The organism is Nisaea sp., assembly GCF_965216895.1.
Classification (GTDB): Bacteria; Pseudomonadota; Alphaproteobacteria; order Thalassobaculales; family Thalassobaculaceae; genus Nisaea.
Genome location: NZ_OZ244205.1, coordinates 4193558 through 4215236, shown reverse-complemented (window position 1 = coordinate 4215236; position 21679 = coordinate 4193558). Strand labels below are relative to the sequence as shown.

At 63.9% G+C, this 21679-nt stretch carries 18 protein-coding genes; 14 read left to right on the top strand and 4 right to left on the bottom strand.

Translation table 11 applies throughout. From position 1 onward, the window contains the following. Positions 1-124 precede the first annotated feature (124 nt). Complete coding sequence (locus tag ACOOE1_RS19990) at positions 125-424, bottom strand: hypothetical protein (RefSeq protein ID WP_420403966.1); 300 nt, start codon at positions 422-424, stop codon at positions 125-127. 361 nt (positions 425-785) lie between these two features. On the opposite strand from ACOOE1_RS19990, the gene ACOOE1_RS19985 reads away from it, so the two are divergent. From ACOOE1_RS19985 to fhuB, 6 genes are all read left to right on the top strand, one after another. Then, positions 786-1010 (top strand): hypothetical protein, encoded by a 225-nt coding sequence (locus ACOOE1_RS19985; RefSeq protein WP_420403965.1) that lies wholly within the window; start codon positions 786-788, stop codon positions 1008-1010. 174 nt (positions 1011-1184) lie between these two features. After that, positions 1185-2225 (top strand): siderophore-interacting protein, encoded by a 1041-nt coding sequence (locus ACOOE1_RS19980; protein ID WP_420403964.1) that lies wholly within the window; start codon positions 1185-1187, stop codon positions 2223-2225. Between the two features lie 27 nt (positions 2226-2252). Beyond that, positions 2253-4349 (top strand): TonB-dependent receptor, encoded by a 2097-nt coding sequence (locus ACOOE1_RS19975; RefSeq protein WP_420403963.1) that lies wholly within the window; start codon positions 2253-2255, stop codon positions 4347-4349. 41 nt (positions 4350-4390) lie between these two features. Beyond that, positions 4391-5158: an ABC transporter ATP-binding protein gene (locus ACOOE1_RS19970; RefSeq protein ID WP_420403962.1), complete on the top strand. Its 768-nt coding sequence runs from the start codon at positions 4391-4393 to the stop codon at positions 5156-5158. A gap of 14 nt (positions 5159-5172) precedes the next feature. Next, positions 5173-6108: an ABC transporter substrate-binding protein gene (locus ACOOE1_RS19965; RefSeq protein ID WP_420403961.1), complete on the top strand. Its 936-nt coding sequence runs from the start codon at positions 5173-5175 to the stop codon at positions 6106-6108. After that, a complete protein-coding gene (gene fhuB, locus ACOOE1_RS19960) occupies positions 6108-8081 on the top strand; it encodes a Fe(3+)-hydroxamate ABC transporter permease FhuB (protein WP_420403960.1) in 1974 nt (657 codons plus the stop codon). The genes ACOOE1_RS19965 and fhuB overlap by 1 nt, the downstream gene beginning before the upstream one ends. A 21-nt stretch (positions 8082-8102) precedes the next feature. Here fhuB and sbmA read toward each other — a convergent pair whose 3' ends face one another. Then, on the bottom strand, positions 8103-9107 hold the full coding sequence (gene sbmA, locus ACOOE1_RS19955) for a peptide antibiotic transporter SbmA (protein WP_420403959.1): 1005 nt from the start codon (positions 9105-9107) through the stop codon (positions 8103-8105). Positions 9108-9205: 98 nt separating this feature from the next. Next, the gene (locus ACOOE1_RS19950) at positions 9206-11425 is read right to left on the bottom strand and encodes a PAS domain-containing sensor histidine kinase (protein WP_420403958.1); all 2220 of its coding nucleotides are present in this window, start codon (positions 11423-11425) and stop codon (positions 9206-9208) included. A 286-nt stretch (positions 11426-11711) separates the two neighbouring features. On the opposite strand from ACOOE1_RS19950, the gene ACOOE1_RS19945 reads away from it, so the two are divergent. Continuing rightward, the gene (locus ACOOE1_RS19945) at positions 11712-12173 is read left to right on the top strand and encodes a GNAT family N-acetyltransferase (protein ID WP_420403957.1); all 462 of its coding nucleotides are present in this window, start codon (positions 11712-11714) and stop codon (positions 12171-12173) included. 9 nt (positions 12174-12182) lie between these two features. Here ACOOE1_RS19945 and ACOOE1_RS19940 read toward each other — a convergent pair whose 3' ends face one another. Beyond that, a complete protein-coding gene (locus tag ACOOE1_RS19940) occupies positions 12183-12971 on the bottom strand; it encodes an enoyl-CoA hydratase/isomerase family protein (RefSeq protein WP_420403956.1) in 789 nt (262 codons plus the stop codon). A 76-nt stretch (positions 12972-13047) separates the two neighbouring features. Here ACOOE1_RS19940 and ACOOE1_RS19935 point away from each other — a divergent pair, with 76 nt between their 5' ends. The 7 genes from ACOOE1_RS19935 (at position 13048) to ACOOE1_RS19905 (ending at position 21675) form a co-directional block, all read left to right on the top strand. Then, on the top strand, positions 13048-13437 hold the full coding sequence (locus ACOOE1_RS19935; RefSeq protein ID WP_420403955.1) for a winged helix-turn-helix domain-containing protein: 390 nt from the start codon (positions 13048-13050) through the stop codon (positions 13435-13437). A gap of 67 nt (positions 13438-13504) precedes the next feature. Continuing rightward, a complete protein-coding gene (gene modA / locus ACOOE1_RS19930; RefSeq protein ID WP_420403954.1) occupies positions 13505-14305 on the top strand; it encodes a molybdate ABC transporter substrate-binding protein in 801 nt (266 codons plus the stop codon). After that, a complete protein-coding gene (modB, locus tag ACOOE1_RS19925) occupies positions 14302-14979 on the top strand; it encodes a molybdate ABC transporter permease subunit (protein ID WP_420403953.1) in 678 nt (225 codons plus the stop codon). Before modA ends, modB begins: the two co-directional genes overlap by 4 nt. Positions 14980-14985: 6 nt before the next feature. Next, positions 14986-16098: a molybdenum ABC transporter ATP-binding protein gene (gene modC, locus ACOOE1_RS19920; protein WP_420403952.1), complete on the top strand. Its 1113-nt coding sequence runs from the start codon at positions 14986-14988 to the stop codon at positions 16096-16098. Between the two features lie 406 nt (positions 16099-16504). Beyond that, on the top strand, positions 16505-17932 hold the full coding sequence (locus tag ACOOE1_RS19915) for a DUF4856 domain-containing protein (RefSeq protein ID WP_420403951.1): 1428 nt from the start codon (positions 16505-16507) through the stop codon (positions 17930-17932). 57 nt (positions 17933-17989) lie between these two features. Then, entirely contained in the window at positions 17990-20002 is a 2013-nt protein-coding gene (locus tag ACOOE1_RS19910; protein WP_420403950.1) for an extracellular solute-binding protein, read from the top strand. After that, positions 19996-21675, top strand: coding sequence for an ABC transporter permease (locus tag ACOOE1_RS19905; protein ID WP_420403949.1), 1680 nt, complete (start codon positions 19996-19998; stop codon positions 21673-21675). The genes ACOOE1_RS19910 and ACOOE1_RS19905 overlap by 7 nt, the downstream gene beginning before the upstream one ends. Positions 21676-21679: the final 4 nt, after the last annotated feature.

Genomic DNA, 21679 nt, shown 5'->3' with positions numbered 1-21679 from the left:
TCACAATTTTCCAGCGCCCGTTCCATGCGGCGACCATGCTGACGCTGTGAGCGTAATCAAATGGTTAAGAAACACGTGAAGATCCAAAAACGCGTTCGGCTCTTGCGGATGGCGCCCGACAAGACTACGCAGGGTCGCAGAGCCATTCCCGTGCGCGGTCCGCGTCGTTGAATACCCGAAACCGGACTTCGCCTAGAGCCGCCAGAGCACGTGCTTCGTACACTCTGAGGAGTGCTTCGTCCCACTCACCGGCGGTGACGACGGCGGTTTTCGCACCTGCGCCCCTACGCTCCAGATGCCGCGCGCCCGCTTCGACCAGCGACGAGATCTCGTCAGCGCGGAAAGCAGACAGTGAAGCCTCTCTCAGATCCCACAGCGCAAGTTTCGTCGGCGTGCTGGAGAAATGGCCATCTACGACGGACAAGGCCTCCGCTCCTGTCAGTGGGCCACGAACCCGGAAGACAACCAGGTCCGGAGAGGCGATGACTTCGGTCGCCATATCGATCCCTTCAGACACGGCGTTGGACAAGCAGGTTCTATGCCTAGTACCAAATCTCCGAACGGAAGCGGTACTAATAACCGGAATTATTTCCGGATATCTTACTAGCTCTCTCTGAGTGCGCGATACCCGTTGCAGTTGTCATGATCGACACAATCGGAATGCAACGCCACCGACGCAATTAAGGATCCGATGAGACCGACGCTATTCAAGACCTGCCGACGATCCGCAAGAGATTCATTCGTCTTTTCGAGAAAGGCATGCTCGCCTTCGGGATCATCGGCCCTTGCGCGACGACTCCAAAGATTGTGAAGCTCTATCATACCCATTGTCACTTGGCCGAAGCTTCTCCCTGGCCACCTGGAGCATGTGTCTCCTGCTCTCGTTGCTTTGGCTGATCTATGCCATTTTGCCCCCGTTGCCAGCGATCTACGTCCCCAACGGCCTCTATGCCGCAGCCAACATGATCATGGTTGTCGGCATCAATCTCCATGCCGGGCTGGCTTTCTGACCCGGCAGCGCTCAAGTTTCCGCTCGTCAGAGATCGCGGATTCCAGACTGAAACCGGAATCCGGCCTCCGGCCGGCAACACTTCGATCTTGACATCCCGCATTTTTTGCGACTGATTCTGCGAACCACTATCATTTGCAATAGCGGCACCCGATGCCGCGACAGGCGCGGGGTCATGCAGTCAGAACTATCCGTAAGACTCGGAAACGCCGGGGCATGGCTGGACGACCATGTCCGTCATCTCCGGACGCACGATCTTCACCCCGTCGTGCGCTGCCGGGACAGTGCCGTCTACCAGACGGCTTACGGAAAGATCCGGCTCGCCGCGGGTACGGAAGAACTCCGGGTCCACATCGACTCCCCGGACGATGACGGCCTGACCGTGCTGCAAGGCTCGATCTCGGAGTATCTGATCGCCCATGACCCGAAGCTGGCGAACGAAATCGCCTGGAACGGAACGGCGCCGGAGCCCGGTAGACCGAAGAACCTCCGGGTCATGCGAGTCCTCCGCACGCGGGAAATCTCTGACTGGCTGCTAAGGATGACCCTCGGCGGCCAGGATCTCTCGCCCTTCACCGAACGCGGCCTGCATGTCCGGCTGATGATACCGCGCAGCCCGTCGTGCACCGAGATCGTCTGGCCGACCATCGAACGCTCCGGCGCGGTGCGGTTTCCAAGCGGAGAGGACGAACTGATCGTCCGCGTCTACACGATCCGCGCGATTTCCCCGGAACGGGGCGAGGTCGAGATCGACATCGTACGCCATCGCGGCGGCGCCTTCTCCGACTGGGCGGAGACGGCGAAAACGGGCGACCGGGTCGGCATGATCGGCCCCGGCGGCGGCGGTTTCCCTGCCGGCGGATGGCTCTCGATCGGCGGCGACGACACGGCCGTTCCGGCGATCCTGCGCATCCTGGAAGCCCGCCAAGGCGGGGACGGCGGTCACGCCGTGATCGGTCTGCGGCCGCATCAGGAACCGCTCCCGGTCTCCCTTCCCCAAGGCTTCTCTCTCGATTGGGTCCCGCTCGACATGCTGCCCGCCGCATTGAAAACGGCGGCATCGGCGCACGGCGCCGAGCAGACCGGCTGGTTTGCCGGCGAGGCGGAACAGGCAAGAGAGATCCGCGAGCACTTCAAGACCGCGCTCGGCCTCGCGCCGAACCGGAGATACAGCGCCGTCTACTGGCGGCGCGACGAAACCGCCCATTCCCATTGAGTTTTGTTGCGTAGAGTGAGTCGTTCCATGAAAAGACTGTTTTTATTCGCGTTGACCGCCTCCACGACCCTGACGGCGGCCACGGCGCTGGCGCAGGACAAGACGAGGTCCGGTGAGCCGGTCGCGCTCGACAGGATCACCGTCACATCCGCCACCCGGACAGAAACGCCGGTCGAGGAGACGACGGTCTCCGTCACCGTGATCACGCGCGAGGAGATCGAGGAGCAGACCACCGTCAACACGCCGGTCGGCGAGATCCTCTCCAAGACTGTACCCGGCTTCGGCCAGTCGACGGAGAACCTGACGGAATATGGCCAGACCCTGCGCGGGCGCAATTTCCTCACCCTGATCGACGGCGTGCCGCAGACCAATACGCTGAACAACAACTATCGGGCACTGAACAGCATCAGCTCAAGCGCGATCGAGCAGATCGAAGTGGTGCGCGGCGCGACCGCCGCCTACGGCTTCGGCGCGCCGGGCGGTCTCGTCAACATCGTCACCAGGAAACCGGAAGACGGGGAGGTCAACTATACGGCCTCCGGCGGTTTCCGCTTCCAGCCGGAAGATGTCGGAGAATCCGCGAGCTACAACACCAATCTCGGCGCCTCCGGTCGTACCGGCCAGGTGGATTATCTGGTGAACGGCAATTTCGACATGGCCGGCGGAAGTTTCACCGCGGACGGCGAACGACGTCCGCCGGACAGCTACGGCACCCAGGGCGGCACGGACGACATCACTTCCTACAATTTCCTCGGCAAGCTCGGATTCGAGCGCGAGGATCACCGGTTCGACCTCAGCGCCAACTACTACGATTACACCCAGGACAGCGACTGGGCCGGCACGGTCGCCGGCGGCAGCATCGCCAACAATACCAGCGCGACGCCGTCGCGGGGCAATCTCAACACCAGAAAGCCCGGCATGGAGAACCTCACGCTGAATGCGACCTACAGCAATATCGACGTGCTGGGCAGCATGGTCACCCTGCAAGGCTACTACAACAACAACACCACGACCTTCACCCGGACCGAGTTCCTGGACTTCGTCTATGACCAGTACGAGACCGAGTCCTCGAAATTCGGCTCCCGGCTGACCGTCGATACGCCGGTCACGGCCTCCCCGCTCCCGCTCAACGTGATCTGGGGCGTCGACTACATTCACGACAAGACCGTGGTGAACGACATTGACGCACCCTCCACGGTTCCGGACTACACGATGAACGGCTACGCGCCGTTCGCGCAACTCCAGGCGGACCTGACGACGGACCTCAAGGTCACCGGCGGTGTTCGCTATGAGCTCATCGACGTCGACATTCCGACCCACGTGAACGAGCTCGGCACCACGGTGAACGGCGGTACCGTCGATTACCGTGAACCGCTCTTCAATCTCAGCGCCTCCTATCAGCTGCTCGACGGGCTCGACATGTTCGGCGGCTACTCGGAAGGTTTCCAGCTCGGCGATCTCGGCCGCTATCTCTACGATTCCGGTTTCAGCGACGTCTCGCAATTGTCCTCCGAGGGGCAGAAGACCGAGAGCTACGAACTCGGCTTCCGCATCGAGCATGCGGGCCTGATGGTCGAGCCGACCGTGTTCTACAACGAGTCCGACAACGGCGTGACTTACGATCAGGAACTGAACATCCAGCTGGCGCCTGAGAAGGTCTACGGCGTCGAGGTGGCGGCCTCCTACGCACTGCACGAAAAGATCGGCATCGGCGGCACCTTCACCTGGCTCGAGGGCCGCTACGACGCCAACGGCGACGGCGACTACGACACCGATCTCGGGTCCGACCGGATCGCACCGGCCAAGGTCACGGCCTATATCGAGGCCCGTCCATGGGACTTCGGCTCGCTCCGCCTGCAATCGCTCTATTCGGGCACCCGCAATCCGGACAGCAACCAGTTCTCCGGTTTGCAGACCATCGACAATTATTTCCTCGTCGACCTGCTCGGCCGCCTCCAGGTTGGCCCCGGCACCCTCAGCTTCGGGATCGAGAACATCTTCAACGAGAGCTACGTGCCGGTGTTGCAGCAGTCCTACTCGGTGCAGGCCTACGGCTATGACGACTACTACTATGTGAAGGGACCGGGACGAACGGTCGCGCTGGCCTACAGCGTGAAGTTCTGAGCGAAGACGGTGCACCAAGCCCACGCGGGAACACCGAATTAATGTTCAGGATCAGCGACCTCAGGGTGATCTACGGGGGGCGGACCGTCCTCGATCTGGAACAGCTGCGGATTGCTCCGGGCCGGTTCACAGTCATCCTTGGTCAGAACGGCTCGGGAAAGTCGACTCTGATGAAGATCCTGGCGCGCCAACAGCGCGCCGGGAGCAGCCGGATTCTGCTGAACGATAAACCGATCGAACTATACGGCCAGGCCGAATTCGCCCGCTCCGTGGCTTTTCTGCCGCAGCACCTTCCCGAGGCTCCCGGTCTCGACGCCCGCGCCCTCTGCAGGCTCGGGCGCTATCCCTGGCGCGGTCCCTTCGCCCGCTGGCGGGAGGAAGACGACGGCATCGTCCGCGACTGCCTTCGGGCGATGAATGTCGAAAAATACGCCGGCACCCTCGTGGACCATCTCTCCGGCGGCGAACGCCAGCGAAGCTGGATCGCCATGGCCCTGGCGCAGAGGGCGGATTGCGTGCTGCTCGACGAACCGGTCTCCGCGCTCGACGTCGCACATCAGATCGAAGTCGTCGAACATCTCTCCCGGCAGAACCGGGACACCGGGATCGGCGTCGTCGCCATCCTGCACGATATCAACCTCGCCACGCGCTATGCCGACGACATCATCACCCTGAAGGATGGCCGCCTTGCTTTCCAGGGGGCGCCGGAAGAACTGCTGGACGGTGCCAGGCTGCGCGAGCTGTTCGGCCATCCCTTCTCCATCACGCGACACCCCCGCGACGACCGGCTCGTCGCGCTCAGCGACTGACAGGATCCTTTTCCATGCGCTTGCCCGCACGACGCGCTTTCCTCCGCGGCCTGCTCGCCACGGCCGGAGCCGCCATCCTCCCGAGGGCGCTCCGCGCCGGAGAGCCGAGATCGATCACGGACTCGCGCGGCCCGCGGAGCTTCGCCACGACTCCGCAGCGGATCGTCTCGCTCAACTGGGCACTGACAGAGCAGCTCATCGGTCTGGAGATCGTCCCGGCGGGCGTCGCCGACCCCGAAGGCTATGCCCAGTGGGTCGCCTACCCGCCGATCCCGAAGGCCACCGTCGATGTCGGCAAGCGCGAGACGCCGAACCTCGAGCGCATCCTCGGCCTGCAACCCGACCTGCTGCTGCTCGGCGGCCTGCAGGGCAACTATGCCGACCTTGCCGAAACCATAGCGCCGACGCTGCATTTCGAACTCTTCCGCGAGGATCACGACAATGCTACGGCGGTCCGCGCCAACTTCCTCGACCTCGGAGCACTCTTCGGACGCCGGGAGCTCGCGGAGCGGAAACTTGCGGCGATGGACGCCGAGCTTGCGCGGCTGAAGGACGAGATCGCCTCGGCCTTTCCGGAAGGTGCGCCGAAACTGACCGTCGTGCGCTTCATCGATGACAAGCGCGTGGTGATTTCCGGGGCCAACGGATTGCCGGAAGCGGCGATGACGGCGCTCGGCCTCGAGACAGGATTTCCGGTCGAACCGTCCCGCTGGGGCATCGCCTTCAAGCCGGTTACGGCGCTGGCGGAGATCGAGGAGGGCTACGTCATGCACATGGAGCCCTTCCCGAAAGGCGATCGGCTCTTCAACACCGCTCTCTGGCAGGGGATGCCTTTCGTGAAGGCGGGACGGTTCCGTACCCTGCCGACGCTCTGGACCTATGGCGGCGCGCTCTCGATCGGCCGGATCGGCGGGCAGATCGCGAAATCCCTGCTGTCCGACCAGACCTGATGCGGCCCTATCTCGTCGTCCTCGCCTTGCTGATCGCCGGAGCCGGCCTGCATATCGCCGCCGGTTTCCCCCCCGGGCTGACAGCCGTCGCACTCATCGATGGAAGCGGGTTGCGGAGCATCCTGTTCTGGAATGTCGAACTGCCGCGGGTCGCCATGGCCTTGCTGGTCGGGGCCGCGCTCGGGCTTGCCGGCAGCACGATGCAGGAAGTCACCCGCAACCCGCTCGGCTCGCCCTCGACCCTCGGCACGATCGCGGGGGCCTGGCTCGCGCTGATGGTCGCAACCGTGTTCTGGCCCGAGCTTGCGGCCCGCTACGGCGTCTGGATCTGCCTCTTCGGCGGACTCGCGGTAACGGCGCTGGTCCTTACCGTGTCCGGGCTCGCCCGGATGGACGGGATCGTCGTCATCGTGCTCGGCATGGCGACCAATCTGTTTCTCGGCGGCGCAGCTCTGATCCTCGCGCTGATGAAAGGCGACACCGTGCACGCCGTGTTCGTCTGGTCCGCCGGGGACCTGACGCAGACGGGCTGGGCGGACGCCGGGTGGCTGGCGCCGCAGGTTGCCGTCGGGGCCGTGCTCCTGCTCTCTCTCGCCCGGCCGCTTGGCATCATGCGGCTCGGTCAGGACGCCGCCAGGGCCCGTGGGCTCGCCGTCCTCCCACTGATGATCGCCCTGCTCGCGCTCTCGGTCTGGCTGACCGCCGCCTCCATCGCCGTGGTCGGCGCCATCGGCTTTATCGGCCTGATCGCACCGAATGTGGTGCGCCTGCTCGGAATCCGTGCGGTCACTCCCTCGTTGCTGCTCGGCGCTCTCGTCGGCGCGGCCGGCCTCGCCCTGACCGACGCCATTCCGGTCGCGCTCAACGACTGGTCGCGCACCTTGATCCCGAGCGGCTCCAGCGCCGCGCTGATCGGTGCCCCGGCGCTGATTCTGGTCGCCTTGAAGCAGCTGAAGCCGGAGACTGCCGGCGGCTTCCACATGCATTGGGGGCTGGAACGCGCCCCGCGCGCGCTGATTCCCGCGCTTTGCGGGACCGCGCTCGTCGCCATCGCACTGGCTATCGGCTACGGCGCGTCGCCCGACGGTGCCATCTGGATCGGGGACCAGTCGGAGCGGATCCGCGGCATGATCCTCTCATTGCGCTGGCCAAGCGTGCTTGCGGCCGCCGGAGCGGGTGCCGTACTCGCCATCATCGGGGTGATCCTGCAGCGCCTGCTGCGCAATCCGCTCGCCAGCCCCGACGTGCTCGGCGTCACGGCCGGCGCGACCTTCATCGCGGTCGCCGGGGTCGTATTTCTGGGGCTACCTGCCGCCGAGATCGCGATCCCGAGTGCCGTGCTCGGTGCTTTCGCCGTGCTGATCCTCCTGTCCGCCCTCTGGCAGCGCAGCGAAACCCCGCCTGCGATCCTGATCCTGACCGGCATCGCGCTTGCCGCCCTGCTCGACGCGCTGATCCAGTTCGCGATGGCCCGGGCGGGAGACGAAGCATACGACTTGCTTGCCTGGAGAACCGGTGCGACATCTTTGGTCTCGGCCGCCGGTGCGGCAACGCTGTTTGCCACCGCCATCGCGATCTTCGGCCTCGCTTTCGCACTGCGGCGCTGGCTGACCCTGCTGTCCCTCGGCGAAGGCATGGCGGCGGCAAGGGGCGTCGGCGTGATCTCCGCCCGGCGCATTCTCCTGACGCTCGTCGCTGCCGGAGCCGGAAGCGTCGTGGCCTGGGTCGGCCCGATTTCCTTCATCGGTCTCCTGGCGCCGCACGCGGCGACCATGCTCGGTGCGCGCCGGGCAGGACAGCAGCTTGTCGCCGCGAGCGCTCTCGGCGCAATCCTGCTGGTCGCTGCCGAGGTCACCGGCCGCTTCGTCGCCTATCCGAATCAGCTTCCGGCCGGAATCGTCGCCGCGCTAATCGGCGGCGGCTACCTGTTCATACTCCTGCTGCTTTCCCTTCTCCGGCGGCGCAACCTCTGACGGATTGCCGACACGCCGGCGTCAGTCCGCCGCCTCGGGCTGCGGTATCGGCCGCGCGGTGCCGATCTGCGCCTCGAAGGCACGCAGACGTTTGTAGACGGAGATCAGCTCCACGATCGTGCTCCAGCTCCGCACCAGGAACTGGAACGAGGATTCCACCCGCCCGAAGGCCCGCACGATCTGCTGCATGACCCCGAGCGTGATCCCGGCGGCCACGATGGTCGGGGCAAGTGCGATATAGGGCACCAGTACGCCGAATTGCAGGTAGCTCCATTTCGCGACGTCGAAATACATGTAGTGGAAAAACAGCCGGAAATAGTTCCGGCGGACGTTGTGGAACAGCTCGCGAACGGTCGGCGGGTCTGCGCGCTGCTCATGGTCCTCGCCATAGACGAGCTCCTTGCGATAGGCCGCCTCGACCTTCTGGTTGTTGAATTCGAGACCCGGCAGCTTCACCCCGACCGCCGCCAGAACCGCAGTGCCGAAGAGGGCGAAAAGAATCGCGACATAGACCAGGGCGTGATCGACCGCGCCGAAGAACGGCACTTCCTTCACTTTCTTCGACAATTCCCAAAGGATCGGCAGGAAGGCGACGAGCGTCATCAGGGAGTCGAGCAGATTGCTGCCGAGCGTTTCCATGATGTTCGCGAACCGTTTGGTGTCTTCCTGAACCCGCTGGCTCGCACCCTCGATATGGCGCAGGCGCGGCCAGTGACTCATGTAGAAATTGTTCATCGCCTGGCGCCATCGGAACACCCAGTGCTTGGTGAAAAAGCCGAGCATTACGGCGACGAAAATGTAGATGCCCGCAATCTGGCCGAAGGTCAGAAGGAATTTGTAGAACTCACCGATCGTGATGCTGTTCGGCGCCGCCAGTGCCTTCTGCACCATGTCGTAAAAGCCGCCGAACCACTCGTTGATCTGCACATCCAGCTGAACCTGATACCAGGTGCCGCCGAAGATGATCGCCATACCAACCCACGCCCAGATCGCCCATTCGCGGGTCAGGAAGAAGGATCGAAACATCTGGTTATCCGTTCTCGGTTCAGTTCATTGCAGTGGATGTAAAGGCCGATTGAGTGAAGAACAACCGGCTCGATCGGTTCGCCTGTCCGGAGCCGGCTCTACGACCCGTCCGGATCCTCCTCCGACACCGCCCTCGGGCCGGAATCTTGCTGCTCCGCGCGCGCAAGCTGCAGCTGCGGCGCCGCCTGCAGCCAAACAGTCGCCTTCGTTCCGACACCCGGCGTACTCTCGATGTTGAACTCGCCCGAATGCGCCTCGACCAGGGATTTCACGATGCTGAGACCAAGTCCCGTCCCCTCCCGGCTATGATGCGGATGATTGCCCGCCTGAGAAAACGGATCGGTGATCGTCGGAAGCCGGTCCGGCGCGATACCCTCGCCATTGTCTTCGACCGATATCGCAATCATATCGCCGCGGTCCGGTTCCGCGGTCAACCTTATCCAGCCGCCTTCCGGTGTAAATTTCACGGCGTTCGACAGCAGATTGAGAATGATCTGCCGGACCGACCGCGTATCGGCCATAACGGTCAGCCGTTCGCTCGGGACACCGACCTCCAGACTGATCGATTTGTCCGCCGCGATGGTGGAGACCTCGACCGTACAGTCCTTGAGCATGTCGAGCACGGCGATTTCTTCCTGCGCGAAAGTCCGTTTACCGGCCTCGATCGCGGAGATATCGAGAATATCGTTCACCAGGGCGAGCATGTGCGCACCGCTGTCGTGGATTGCCTCGGCGTAATCCCGGTAGGCCTCCCGTCCGAGGGGACCCAGCACCTCTTTTGACAGCATTTCGCTGAAGCCCAGGATGGCATTCAGCGGGGTCCGGAACTCATGGCTCATTGTGGCGAGGAACTCGGACTTTGCACGGTTCGCGCGTTCGGCTTCCAGGCGCGCCCGGTCCCGCGAGATTTCCGCTTCGCGCTGCTGGGTTACGTCACTGCCGGTACCCCGGTAGCCGAGAAACTCACCCTCGTCGTCGAACACCGGCACGCCATTGGTCACAACCGCCACGTCGTGTCCGTTCTCCCCGCGCAGGAGGTAGCGGAAGCCGGCGAACGGGCGCCGCGCCTCCAGATCAGCGATATGTGCGCGCCATTTTTCGGATGTCAGGTCCTCGATCGTCGCCTCGAAACGGGTTCTGCCAAGATTGGTCTCCGGAATATGACCGCTGAAGTTCCCACTTCCATGGGCAAAGAACGTGAACCGGCCCTCCACGTCGGTTTCCCACAACCAGTCCGACGACGCCTCGGCAAAATCCCGGAAGCGCTTTTCGCTCTCGAACAACTGCTGTTGCGCGCGATTGCGCTCGGTCATGTCCTGCATCACGCCGACGACCGCCGGGCGGTCCGCTTCGCCGATCAGCAGCGGCACTTTCGAAACCACGTAATCGCGACCTTCCTTGCCGGGAAGGGTCAGTTGTGTTTCGACGATTTCAGCCCGCCCCTCGCCGAGAGCCTCTTCTGCGATACGGAAAATCTTGTCGGCAGCCGGATCGTTCCAGATGTCCTGGACGGATGCGCCCAGAATCGCGCCGGCGTGCTGACCGAATAGCTCCACAAAGGCACGGTTTGCACTGATGATCTTGTCATCCGGATCCTTCAGAAATATCGGAATCGGGACCGCATCGATGATGCTTTGCTGGATTTCGAGCTGCTTGCGCAGCGCCATATCCGCAAGGTTGCGCGCCGCGCCTTCCGCTTCCGCTTTTTCGATCAGGCTGTGCTGCGCCACCAGCATCAGGCCGACCGCAGCCGCGATCGCAAGCACTTCGGCGATAATGAAGCCGTAGGGCGCGAAGGCCTCGACGGGGCGGAGAAATGGATAGTCGAACCGGTGCAATCCCCAGAGCAGGAAGACAATGCTGACGACCCGATATCCGGTCCCCAGACGCCCGACAGAGGATTTGCGCCACAGCAGCCACGCGGTCAGCAGCAGGGCACCGCCGGACAGCATGAAAACAGGCAGAGTCCGGGCAACGAAACCGAGCTCGCTGACAGCCCCGAACAGCGCCCAGAACACCACGAGGGAAATTCCGACAACCAGTAGCGGGGGGCGGACGCTGCGGCCCATGAAGACAGCGGTCCCCGCCAGGATCAGAACCGCCGAAGCGGCCTGAAGGATATCGCCGAGCAGCCATTGCAGCGGAGGCTGAATGAACGCGGCGCAGGCATAGCCGGAAACATGGATCCAGAAACCGCCCGCCCAATATCCAAGCCCGCGAGGCGCGTTCGGCGAGGTTCTCAGATAGGTCAGCGCCGCAGCGAGCAACATGGTCCCGACCATCGCGCTGAGCACCGCTGTCTGCAGGGATATCGCCATCTCGAGGTAACCCACCGATCGCGCGAATGATTCAGGAGTATGAACCCACAATTTATTGAAATTTAAGCCAGAAACCCGGTCTTGTCACCCACCGGACCAGTAGAATGCGGAACGGCTCCGGTGCATGCTCGCTCCGGCATCCGCCACGCGGACAACGTGCTCGCCGATATCCCCGTTCGGTCCGCGAGTGGAGTGGCGGTCCGGGAAACGCAACCCGCGCAGCTCACTTGAGCTCTCCTCGACAGGATTGATAGGCTTTCGGTCCTGAACGCAAGAGGACAGCGCAATGCATATCCGTGTGGATGATCTGACCGGCTCCGAAATTGCCGAGCTGCTGAGCGCACATCTCGATCACGGCAACGCACATTCCCCGCCGGAAAGCGTCCACGCCCTCGACCTCGACGGGTTGCGCGCGCCGGATATCACCTTCTGGAGCGCCTGGGAGGAGGACGAACTGCTCGGCTGCGGCGCGCTGCGCGAGCTTTCTGCGGAGCATGGCGAGCTGAAATCCATGCATACCGCCGCCCGGCACCGGGGAAAGGGAGTCGGCCGCGCGATATTGGAACATATCCTGAAAGAAGCTCAGACGCGTGGTTATCGACGGATCAGCCTGGAGACCGGCTCCATGGAGGCGTTCGCGCCGGCACGGGCACTCTACGAACGCTACGGCTTCGCGGAGTGCCCGCCCTTCGGCAGTTACCGGCCCGACCCGCACAGCACTTTCATGAGCCGCGAGTTCGCCGCCTGACCGGTCCGGTCAGCGGCCCTGCCAGTCCGGCTTGCGCTTCTCGAGGAAAGCGGACATGCCTTCGCGAAAATCGGCACTGGTATAGGCGGCGACGATCAGGTCGTGGTCGTCCGGCACGCCGCCGCCAGCCTTGATCCGGCGCAACGCTTCCTTGGTGACCCGCATGGTGATCGGCGCATGCCCCTTCATCGTCGCGGCCAGCGCTGCCGCCCGTTCGATCACGGCGGCCTTGTCCGCCAGAACCTCCGAGACCAACCCGATCGCCTGCGCCTCCCCGGCCTCGATCAGGCGGGCGGTCAGCAGCATCTCCGAGACCCGCGCCGGTCCGACCAGCCAGGAAAGCCGCCTCAGGTTCTCGTTGGAGAGGCAATTGCCGAGGGTGCGTGCGATCGGGAAGCCGAACTTGAGGTCGGCGCCCGAGATCCGGATATCGCAGGCCGCAGCGATCGCCGCGCCGCCGCCGGTGCAGGCCCCGTGGATCGCCGCGATGGTCGGAACCTCGCAGCGCTCGATATCGTTCATGATCTTGTTTCCGTTCGCCTCGTAAGCGAGCGCGTCCTCAGCCCCCTCGAAATCCTTGAACTGTCCGATATCGGTTCCGGCCGCAAAAGCCTTGTCCCCGGCTCCCGACATGACGATGGCGGCAACGTCGCCGCCAGCCCGCACCGCGCGACAGATTTCGGCGACCCCTTCGTACATTGCGAAGGTGAAGGCGTTGCGCGCCTGCGGCCTGTTGAAGGTGATCCAGCCGATCCCGTCCCTCACTTCGTAAATGAGATCTTCCGTCGCGCCCGTCATTACGCCTCCCGCTGACCCTTCCGGTCATTTGATTTTGCCGATGTGCCACGAAGGACTCCGTGGCAAAGTCGCTCCCATGAAAGCAGGAAACAAAACCCTCGGTCCACGTTTGCGCGTCGTGCTGGATACGAATGTCGCGATCGGTCCGGGCCAGGCGGACCTCCTGGAGGCCATCGGCGAAACCGGCTCGATCAGCCAGGCCGGGCGGCGGATGAACATGAGCTATCGCCGCGCCTGGCTGCTGGTGCAGAAGATGAACGCGCATTTCTCCGCGCCTCTGGTGGAGACCGCCAAGGGCGGTAGCAGCGGCGGAGGTGCGCGATTGACGGAGACAGGGCAGGAGGTTGCGGCCTGCTACCGGCAGATGGAAGCCCGTGCAACCGAGATTCTGGCCCCGGAAATCGAGCGATTGCGCGGGCTGCTCGCCGAAGAATCCGATTCGGGGGGGAACGGGAGCGCGTCTTGACGCACCGTTATGTCCGCTTGAATATATCGTCCATTCGCCCGGCCCCTAACCTGCGACGAGACAGTTCATGTCATTCCGCCTTTCCGGCACGACCGCCCGGTCATCTCTCTGCCGCATTCTGGGTCTGGCCGCCGCTTTCGGAAGCCTGGTCTGCAGCGCCGACGCGGCGCAAGGCACGATCGCGGTCGCGGCGAACTTCACTTCGACGGCGCAAGAGCTCGCAGCGGCGTTCGAGCGCCGCAGCGGCCACGACCTGGTGATCGCAACCGGCTCGACCGGACAGCTCTATGCCCAGATCCGTCAGGGCGCCCCGTTCGACGTCCTGCTTGCGGCCGACCGGGAGCGGCCAGCCCTGCTCTTCGCGGAGCAGCAGGCCGCTGCCGAGCCATTCACTTATGCGACGGGACAGCTGGTGCTCTGGAGTCCCGATCCGCAGCGTATTCCGCAAGACGGAGCCGCTTTCCTCGCCGCGGAGAGAAAAGGCCGCATCGCCCTCGCCAATCCGAAACTCGCCCCGTACGGGCTTGCCGCCCGTGAGAGTCTTGTAGCCCTTGGTCTCTGGGAGAGCTATAGCGGGCGGATCGTCATGGGGCAGAACATCGCCCAGACCTTCCAGATCACGGCCACCGGCGGCGTCCAAGCGGGACTCGTCGCGCTGTCGCAGTTGCAGGACGCCCCGGCCGATCTGAAAGGAAGCCACTGGGTGGTTCCGAGCGAGATGCATACGCCGATCCGCCAAGATGCAGTGCTGCTGCTTCGCGGCCGGAACAACCCGGCGGCGAGGGCGTTCCTCGCCTTCCTGACCGCGCCCGAGGGCTGTGCCGCGATCCGCGCCGCAGGGTACATGACGGGCGAGGCCTGCCCGTGAACGAGGGTGATCTCTCGGCAATCCTGCTGACCCTGAAGCTCGCGGGCGCGACCTCCGTCATCCTGCTGCTGCTCTCGACCCCGCTTGCCTGGTGGCTGGCGCATACCCGTTCGCGGCTGCGCTGGATCATCGAGCCCGTCGTCGCCCTGCCCCTGGTCCTGCCGCCGACCGTGCTCGGGTTCTATCTCCTTATCCTGCTCGGCCCCGCCGGCACCCTCGGCAGCGCCTGGGTCGCGCTGACCGGCGACAGCCTTGCCTTTTCCTTCGCCGGACTGCTGATCGCCTCCGTCGTCTATTCGCTGCCCTTTGCCGTTCAGCCGTTGCAGACCGCGTTCCAGGCGGTCGGGATCAAGCACATGGAGGCTGCCGCGACGCTTGGCGCCTCGCCGTTCGATGCCTTCCTCACCGTTGCCTCGCCGATCGCGCTCCGGGGTTATCTCACCGCACTGGTCCTGACCTTCGCCCATACCATCGGCGAATTCGGCGTCGTGCTGATGGTCGGCGGCAATATTCCCGAACGCACCCGGGTGATCTCGATCGCGATCTTCGAGCATGTGGAAACCCTGTCTTACGGCGACGCGCACCGGCTATCCATCGGGTTGCTTGTGTTTTCATTCCTCGTGCTGATGGCGGTCACGATCCTGCACCGGCGGGCACCGGTCAGGGTGGGGTAGACAGCGATGCTGATCCTCCGCAGCACGATCCGCTTTCCGGAATTCGCCGCCGGCGTGGACGTGTCGACTCCGCTGGCCGGCATCGTCGGCCTGTTCGGCCCGTCCGGCCATGGCAAGACCACGCTGCTCAGGCTCGCGGCCGGACTGGAACGGGGCGCGGACAGTCACGTGGAACATGCAGGCGAGGTCTGGCAGGACGATACCAGGGGGATCTTCGTGCCGCCGCACAAACGCGGCATCGGCTTCGTCTTCCAGGACAGCAGGCTATTCCCTCATCTGACGGCCGGCGGAAACCTGGACTATGCCGTCCGCAGGGCAAGCGCCGAGCGCCGCGAACCGACACGGGACCAGATCGTCGACATGCTCGATCTCGGCTCCCTGCTTCACCGTCGGATCCAGGACCTGTCCGGCGGCGAGACCCAGCGCGTCGCCATCGGGCGCGCGCTCGTCTCTCGGCCGCGGCTGCTGCTCATGGACGAACCTCTCTCCGCCCTGGATCTTCGGCGCAAGATGGAAATCCTGCCCTATATCGAGCGCCTCCGGGAGGAGATGGACATCCCGGTCCTTTACGTCACCCATTCGATCGACGAACTCAGCCGCCTTGCCGACCACATGCTGCTGATACGGGACGGCACCGTGGCCGCCCAGGGCACGGTGCCGGACATCATGCAGCGGATGGATCTTGGCCCGATGATGGGCCGCTTCGAGGCCGGTGTGATCCTCGAGGGTCCGGTCGTCGCCCAGGATCCCGACTTCGCTATGACCGACCTCGCGATCGGCGGCCAGGTCCTGCGCATGCCGAATATCGACGCGGAGCCAGGAACGGTCGTCCGGGTCCGAATCCGCGCCCGGGACGTGTCGATCGCGACCGAAGCCCCCTCCGGCCTGAGCATCCGCAACGTGCTCAAGGCCCGGATTGCCGAAATCTTTGTCGAAGACGGGGCGTTCGCGGAGATCCTGCTCGAGCTGGAAGATGCCGCCTTGCGCGCCCGCATCACCCGCGAAAGCGTCGAGGAACTGGATCTCGTCCCCGGGAGGAACGTCTACGCGCTGATCAAGAGCAGTACGATTGACCGACGCCTGATTCCCGGTGGGGCGGTTCGCTCTCCTTCCGGCTGAAATTAGAATAATTCCAACATGATAACGGAATTGTTATCACGCGCCTTGATGGGCTGATTCCGTTCAGGCCGCAGTATGGAAACGCTCCTGGTGCCGTGTCGCGTGCCCGGTTCTTCTCGGAAATCAGTTTGTCGATGATCTCGGATCCGCTTGTTGGGGAAGGGATTTCCGGCATCGGGCGAACGACGGAAACCGCATGGTGCGACGACATTGCCCACCGAGGAAGCGGGCTCACCCCACTTGTTATGTGATGAATGAAACGCACTCAACCGACCGGTCCGCAGATGCGAAATCATAATCCATTTTCCGAATACGGTTTTATATTGCGATCGATATTGATAAGAACTCGCATTATCAAGACTCAGGACAATGGGGTTCTGGCAGGGAATGATGTGGAGAAAATCCGATGCGTAAACTCTCGATGTTGGCGACCACATGTCTGGTCTCGCTGGCAATGGCGGCGCCGGCCTTGGCCGACGACCGGGTCTATGCGGACTTCCCGGTGACGGTGAAGGGCTATACGGGGAGCAAGACGACGTCGGTTTCCTATACCGGCCAGATCGCCCGTCAGGCCCTGCACGACTCGCTGAAGAAGCTTGCCGGATCCGGCGATGGCAGCAGCCCGGAAGATCTGAAGACGCGGATGCTGGCCTATTTCTCCAAGAGCGATGCCGGCCGCGGCATTCTCGCCCCGACCAGCAAGGGCGACTTCGTGATCGCGCAGACCACGATCGACGAGATCTCGAAGAAGAAGAACCTCGCCGGGAAGACCACGAAAGCGACGATCACCGGCATGCCGAACAACATGACCGGCCCCGAGCTGGTGGAGTTCTGGATCAGCAAGGCCAGCGAAGCCCGGGGCGGCGTCGATCTCGCCAACGGCTACGATTACGCGCAGCTGATCTCCAAGTTCATCATGGGCGCGACCTTCTACAACCAGGCGGTCGACGGCTATCTCGACGAGTATCTCGGCGCCGACAAGAAGCCGAACGACAAGCCCTATAGCGACGGCGCGCCATATACCGGCAAGGAACATGCCTGGGACGAGGCGTTTGGCTATTTCGGCGCGCCCGCTCACACAATGCGGCTGACCGCCAAGCAGGTCTATGACATCAGCAAGCGCAAGGGCGCCGAGGCCCTCGCGGCCGCCGACTTCAACAAGGACGGCAAGGTCGACCTGAAGACCGAGATGACCTTCGGCCCGGCCTATTACGCCGCCGGGTTCGATGCCTCCGTCTATGACAAAGGCAATGCGACGAGCTATCTGCATACCATTACCGGCGCGTTCCTCGACGGCCGGCAGCTGCTCACCGATGCGAACGGGGAGAAACTGACCGACGCCCAGCGCGCCTCGCTGCGCGAGTATGCCGCGGTGATTTCCGAGAATTGGGAACGGGTCCTCGCCGAGGCGGTCTTCAAATATGCCGGCTCGGTCTACAAGGACATGGTGAAGCTGCAGACGATCATGGAAGCCAATGGCGACACCACGAAGGTCTACGGCAATTACGTCAAGCACTGGGGCGAGCTGAAAGGCTTCAGCCTGGCGCTGCAGACCGGCAAGGACAATCTCGGCGAGACCGCCACGCGTCTGAACCGTCTCATCGGCTACGGCCCGTTGCTGACCAATTCCAGCCAGGTCGTCGATATCGACAGCAAGGGCAACTATGTCCGCGACCAGGGCCCAGCCTGGGGCGAGTACATGCTGCATATGGGCAAGGTTCAGAAGCTGATGATCGACGAGTTCGACGTCAAGGCCCGCAACAACGACGTCACCGGAAGCCTTGCCGATCTCGCCAATACCCTCGGCGGTTCGGCCAGCGCCGAGAACGACTGATCCAACGAGCACCGACGGGCACCGCCGCGTGCCCGTCGGTCCCTTCCGGGCGCCCGCATGGACGAATTGGTCTACAGCTATATCGATCAGGTCCTCGATCCGTTCCTCAATCCGGAAAAGAGGGTCTTTGTCGGCTATCTGGCCGGGGCGGTTCTGCTCGCCTCGGCTTTCTGCGTTCTGACCCAGCGCGACCGCTGGCGGCAGGCGCTCGGCGAGGCATTCGGCCGGCACGTGTGGTGGTCACGCTCGGCGCAGGCCGACTACAAGCTCCTGCTGATCAATCAGGCGCTCTTCATGGGCGTCATGCCGCGCCTGGTCTCGAAGCTCGCGATCGCGACACTGGTCTTCGAGGGCCTCCATCTCTGGTTCGACGGCCGCGCGCTGATCTGGCAGGACGCACCGGCCTGGGCAATCGGCGCGCTCTTCACCTTCGCGCTCTTCCTGCTCGACGATGCGACGAAATACCTGGTGCACCGCGCCCTGCACCGCTCGCCGCTGCTCTGGTGCTTTCACCGGGTCCACCACTCGGCGGAAACCCTGACACCGCTCACGGTGTACCGGACCCATCCGGTCGAAGGGGTGATTTTCGCCCTCCGCAGCATCCTCGTTCAGGGCGTCGCCGTCGCGGCCTTCATCTACTTTTTCGGTGCGCGCGCCGAGCTGGTCACCATCCTCGGCGCCAATGCGCTTCTTTTTGCTTTCAACGTGGCCGGCTCCAACCTACGACATTCCCATGTCAGGCTTTCCTACGGTCGTTGGATTGAGCGCATTCTCATTTCCCCCGCACAGCATCAGATCCACCACTCCGTCGCATCGGAGCATTACGACAAGAACTTCGGTGCGGTACTGGCGATCTGGGATTGGATCGGCGGCAGCCTCTATCTCGCCGACCGAAGGAAACCGGTGACATTCGGCGTCAGCGCGACGGAAGCCAGCGCGCCGCACGACCTGAAGTCTCTCTATCTCGCTCCCCTCTTCGAAGCGGCGCACCGCGCGCGGCTTTCGTTGCAAAAAGGACTGAACCTCATGTCGACCCTACTGCCGTCCGCCATCCGCCGCGTTCTGGTCGGAAGCCTGATGCTGCTCGCCGTTCTCGTCGCCTCGGCCGGCTATGCGTTTTCCGAGCAAGAGCTGAACATCTACTCGCACCGGCAGCCGTTCCTGATCCAGCCATTCGTCGATGCCTATACCGAGCGGACCGGTACGAAAGTGAATATCGTCTACGCCTCGCGCGGGCTGGCCCAGCGCCTGCAGGCGGAAGGCAAGCGCAGCCCGGCCGACGTGATCCTGACCGTGGACATCGCCCGGCTGCATATCTATGCGGACAAGGACCTGCTGGCCCCCATCCGGTCCGACATCCTGACAAAAAACATTCCGGCGCATCTCCGCGACCCGGAGAACCGCTGGTTCGCCTTCTCGAAACGGGCACGGGTCATCGCGGTCTCGAAGCAGGCCTCCGACGCCCAGGAGATCTCCCGCTACGAGGATCTGGCTGACGACAAGTGGAACGGCCGGATCTGCTCGCGCCCCGGAAGCCACGTCTACAATCGCGCACTGGTCGCTTCGATCATCCATGCCTCCGGCCCCCGGAAGGCGGAGGAATGGGCTCAGGGCGTGGTCGACAATCTCGCGCGCCGCCCGCAAGGCAACGACCGCGCGCAGGTCAAGGGGATCTACGAGGGCGTCTGCGACATCGCGATCATCAACAACTACTATTTCGGCAAGCTGATGCATTCCGACAAACCGGAGCAGAGGGACTGGGCCGCCGCCGTGAAGCTGATTTTCCCGAACCAGGGCGACCGCGGAACCCACGTGAACATTTCCGGCGGCGGCGTGGCCGTACACTCGAAAAACAAGGCGGAAGCGACCCGCTTTCTCGAGTTCCTGACCGCCCCGGAATCCCAGGAGCTCTACGGCGCGATCAATTTCGAGTATCCGGTCAACCCGGCGGTTGCGACACCGGCGGAACTGCGCTCCTGGGGCCAGTTCGAGGAAGACCAGATGCCGATCGCCACGATCGCCGACCTGGCGCCCGAAGCGCAGCTCATCATCGACCGGGTGAGATGGTAGCGCTTCCCTCTTTCGCCACCCGGGGAAGAACCGGCGGCACCGGCCTCTCGCCGCTGCATGTCGCAAGCGGCGTTCTGGCCGCGGCGATGCTGCTCCCCATTCTCGCAGTCTTCGTCACCGCCGCGGGCGACAGCGAGGGCCTTTGGGCGCACCTCGCCTCGACCGTACTGCCGCTCTATGTCTCCAACACCCTGTTGCTGATGGCCGGAGTGACGGTCGTCAGCCTCGCCTTCGGGGTGAGCACGGCCTGGCTCGTCGCCCGCTACGAGTTTCCAGGCAGCCGGATACTGGAATGGGCCCTGCTGCTGCCGGCCGCGGTCCCGGGATACCTGATCGCCTACACCTATACAGACTTCTTGGAATATGCGGGGCCGGTGCAGGCCGCTCTGCGGGATCTGTTCGGCTGGACGAGCGCGCGGGATTACTGGTTCCCGGAAATTCGCTCGATGTACGGTGCGTCCCTCGTACTGGGCGCGGTCCTCTATCCCTATGTCTACATGATGGCACGGACCGCCTTTCTGCAGACCCCGACCTCCCTGCTCGAGGCCGGGCAATTGGCCAAACGCAACCTCTTCTGGGGCATCGACCTGCCGCTTGCCCGCCCGGCCATCGTTGCCGGGCTCGCGCTTGTGCTGATGGAGACGATCTCCGATTTCGGGACCGTCGAGTATTTCGCGATCCAGACACTGACCCTCGGCATCTTCAATGTCTGGCTCGGCATGAACAACCTGGCTGCGGCGGCCCAGATCGCCTGCGTTGCCTTCATTCTGATCCTCGGGCTGTTGATGCTGGAAACCCTAGCCCGGGCGCGCCGTCGTTTTGCGGACACCTCGCGCCGCCAGCTCGTCGCCCGGCCGGTCCGCGCACGGGGCCGGACGGCCTTGTTCTGCATTCTCGTCTGCGCCCTGCCGGTCACGATCGGCTTCGTCATTCCCGTCTCGGTCCTGCTCTCCTTCATCCTGAAGGGATATTCGCTCGACCTCACCAGCGCCGCCGCGGAGGCCGCTTTCAACTCACTGAGCGTCGCTGCGATGGTGGCGTTTCTCGTCATCGCGGTGGCAACCTTCATGGGGCTCGTCGCCGCCTATGGCGGCCGCCCGCTGCTGCACAGGCTGACGGCCGTCGCCTCGATCGGCTACGCCTTTCCGGGGACGATCCTGGCCGTCGGCGTCGTGACCGCGGCCGGCTATCTCGACGACGGCATAGGCCGGTTCTCCGAAGGCGTGCTCGGCCTCTCCTACGAGGGTTGGCTGACCAGCGGCGTCGGCCTCGTGGTGCTGGCCTGCGTCGTCCGCTTCCAGGCGGTCGGCCGCGGTGCCATCGCCTCGGGTCTCGAGCGCGTACCGCCGCATCTCGTGGATGCGGGCCGGACGCTCGGGCAGACACTGAGCGGCAGCCTCGCGCGCATCGTGACGCCGCTGATCCGCGGTTCGGTCGCGGCGGGGGCTGTGCTTGTCTTCGTGGACGTGATGAAGGAACTGCCGATGACGCTGCTTCTGCGTCCCTTCAACTACGAGACCCTGGCGACCTACGTATACCAGTACGCGAAGGACGAACTCCTGGAGGAAGCTGCGCTTCCGGCGCTGCTGATCGTTGCCGCGGGCATCCTGCCGGTGATAGTCCTGAGCCGGGCGATCTCCGCATCCCGGCCCGGACATCGCCGCTCCGCCTGAGGCC